Here is a 2,624-nt window from a genome sequence, read left to right as displayed (position 1 = left end):
AGCGTTTGTCTCAGTTTTCCTACGCCGCTTTTAGAGATCTCAAACAGTTTCTAAGTCAGCAATTTTTCGCCGCACCCAGGTGGGTTTTATCTTTCAGTCGTATAATTTAATTCCAGCCTTACCCGCATTCGATAATATTGTGCTGCCATTAAGACTCTCTCGAAAAAAGGTGGATAAGCAAAAGATTGATCAATTGTTGAAAGATATTAATTTTAACGCGGCCCCAGCCAACTTTGTCACCGCGTTGTCCGGCGGCGAACGGCAGAAGGTGGCCATTGCCCGGGTATTGGTTTCCAATTGTCGAGTGATTTTCGCTGATGAACCAACCGGGGCACTGGATTCGGTTTCCGGCAAGATTATTTTCGGATTGTTGCGAGACTTAACCAAGCAAGGTGTCTGTGTCGTCATGGTGACCCATGATATTGAAATGGCTGCCAACACCGATCGAGCCATTACGTTACGGGATGGCCAATTGCGCCAAATTTTGGATAAGCCCAACGCGCAAGACTTGTTTGAAGCATTGAATGATGAAAAGAAGTGATCGTCATGATTAAGATGATTTGGCTGCAATTTAAATATTCCTGGAGAGCCTGGTTAGGGGCCGGAGTTGTGTTTGTGATTGCCAGCATTTTGATGGGGATGAGCCTGACCGGATTGATTACGTTTGCGATGATGAATCAAGCGGCATTAGGAACCCACAACCCAACGCCAGTCTTTATTTTCCCGGCAATCTTTGGGTTGATCACGTTATTTATGGTGTTAAGCGGCGTGGTTCGCTTGGTGGTTCAAAGCTTGAGTCACGAGTACGTCCAGTGGGAAATTCTTGGGACTAATCCACGGCAGTTATCTGCGATCGTTGGTGGGCAGGTTGGCACTGTATTTAACCATCAAGCAAATTGTGATCAATACCCAAAACACCCGCCAGTTATCGATCGCGTCCACGTGGTATTGGCCAATCTGGTTATTTATTGCGATACTCATTTTCATTATGGCGGTGAATGCTTGGCAAGTGGGGCGGTTTGCTAGGCGAAATCGCCTCATTGTGGCATAGTTAATGCTGAGCTGTAATTATTTTGACACTGAATTTGGGAGGACCGTCTATGAAGTCAGATATCGTAATTTATCCCGTTGTGTTAGTCGAAGATGGAAGCCATTATTTTGTCGAAGCTCCCGATTTTCCTAATGGCTTTACCCAAGGAGACAACATGATTGATGCAATTAAAATGGCGATGGACCTAATCGGTAACTTATTACAAGATAAAACAAACTACCCAAAGCCTTCAGAAATTGGGACTATTAGCCTGAAAGCTAACGAGCAGGTTGTTTATGTTTCAGTTGATCTTACGGAATTTAGAATGCAACATCCAGAAGTGACAAAGATTGCCGTTGAGATTCCAGCATACTTGGATCAGTTGGCTCGTGAGCATGAGCTGAATCTGTCACAAGTAACAACAAGTGTTTTGAAAACTAAGTTTGGTTGTTAAAGAAAGGTTCTTGAGCAGAGTTTTGTTCAAGAACCTTTTTAAGGTCGATAATTTAATTAAAATAATGTTGTGCGTTCATGCCATTCCGTCCTCAAAATGCCGTACTTCACTGAATCATAATATTGTCCCTGCCAGAATCTAACCTGGCGAATTCGGCCTTCGAGCTTCATGCCTACCTTATCGCCAAGGGCCATCATCCGTTGATTGCCAGACCAAGTGGTAAAGCCGAGATGTGGTAAGTTGGTGACCTGATTGAAAAGGTGGCTGATCCAGAGTTGGAGGGCGACTTGACCAATGTGTTTGCCCCATAAGTCATCTCGATAGATAACAATGCCCACTTCCAGCCATCGTTTTAAGCGGCCGTCTTCAAAATAAGCTGAAACAGAGCCAACTATTTCATCATTAAATGTAATCACCCAGTGGAATTCATTATGAAGCCATTTTTCTGGGCCAATGGTCGTGATAAATTCAGCTTGAGATGGCAGTCGGTCATGAAAATAGGGCCCATTCCACTTGGTCCATTCAGCATGGGGATTGCTAAAGGCTAATTGCCAAAAAGACTTCAATTCATTAGACTGTAAAGGACGGATTTTAATTTTATCAGTTTCCATGAAGTCACCTTCAAATTTTTCCTTTATCATAGCGTAACGGTTATCGGATATCAAAACGAAAACATGCGCTTTTTGAGTTTCCGTTAAAGCCATCACCCCCGTCATGTCAATATGCCTAGATTCTTTGCTAGGTGTTTTTGGAAGCCAAGCCTACACTGAGAATATCAAAAAGAAAGGAGAACGGTCTGATGAAATTTGGTGATCGATTGAAACAGGAACGACTTAAACATCAGTTAACCCAACAAAATGTTGCCAATCAACTCAATGTCTCTCGGCAAATGATTTCAAGCTGGGAAAATGAAAATAGTTACCCAGATATTGATAGTCTGATTCAAATCAGCAATCTTTACCAGCTTTCATTAGACGTTCTTCTCAAGAAGGATGTTGGCATGAAGGAATATTTGAAGAAACGAGAAGTTTTGGCTTGGATTAAGCCGATCACTTGGTTCACCCTCGCAATTGATGTTATTTTTTTAGAAACTGTTTGAGATCTAAATTGAGTTTTGGTATACTTTTGCAAAAAAGGAAA

Annotated in this window: 5 protein-coding genes; 4 read left to right on the top strand and 1 reads right to left on the bottom strand. The window is 42.4% G+C overall.

Annotated elements, in window-relative coordinates; genetic code table 11:
- Positions 1–61 precede the first annotated feature (61 nt).
- From FD12_RS10845 to FD12_RS10835, 3 genes are all read left to right on the top strand, one after another.
- Positions 62–541 (top strand): ABC transporter ATP-binding protein, encoded by a 480-nt coding sequence (locus FD12_RS10845; RefSeq protein WP_082622245.1) that lies wholly within the window; start codon positions 62–64, stop codon positions 539–541.
- Positions 542–546: 5 nt separating this feature from the next.
- Positions 547–1,026 carry a hypothetical protein gene (locus tag FD12_RS10840; protein ID WP_056983148.1) on the top strand — a complete coding sequence of 160 codons (480 nt, stop codon included), beginning with the start codon at positions 547–549 and terminating at the stop codon, positions 1,024–1,026.
- Between the two features lie 74 nt (positions 1,027–1,100).
- A complete protein-coding gene (locus FD12_RS10835) occupies positions 1,101–1,484 on the top strand; it encodes a type II toxin-antitoxin system HicB family antitoxin (RefSeq protein WP_054749119.1) in 384 nt (127 codons plus the stop codon).
- Between the two features lie 56 nt (positions 1,485–1,540).
- Here FD12_RS10835 and FD12_RS10830 read toward each other — a convergent pair whose 3' ends face one another.
- Positions 1,541–2,095 carry a GNAT family N-acetyltransferase gene (locus tag FD12_RS10830; RefSeq protein WP_054749120.1) on the bottom strand — a complete coding sequence of 185 codons (555 nt, stop codon included), beginning with the start codon at positions 2,093–2,095 and terminating at the stop codon, positions 1,541–1,543.
- Positions 2,096–2,283: 188 nt separating this feature from the next.
- Here FD12_RS10830 and FD12_RS10825 point away from each other — a divergent pair, with 188 nt between their 5' ends.
- Positions 2,284–2,583 (top strand): helix-turn-helix domain-containing protein, encoded by a 300-nt coding sequence (locus FD12_RS10825; protein WP_056983146.1) that lies wholly within the window; start codon positions 2,284–2,286, stop codon positions 2,581–2,583.
- Positions 2,584–2,624 lie beyond the last annotated feature (41 nt).

This window comes from Lentilactobacillus rapi DSM 19907 = JCM 15042 (genome assembly GCF_001436255.1).
Taxonomy (GTDB): Bacteria; Bacillota; Bacilli; order Lactobacillales; family Lactobacillaceae; genus Lentilactobacillus; species Lentilactobacillus rapi.
Note: the sequence above shows the minus strand (reverse complement) of the source record. Positions and strands in the feature narration are given on the sequence as shown.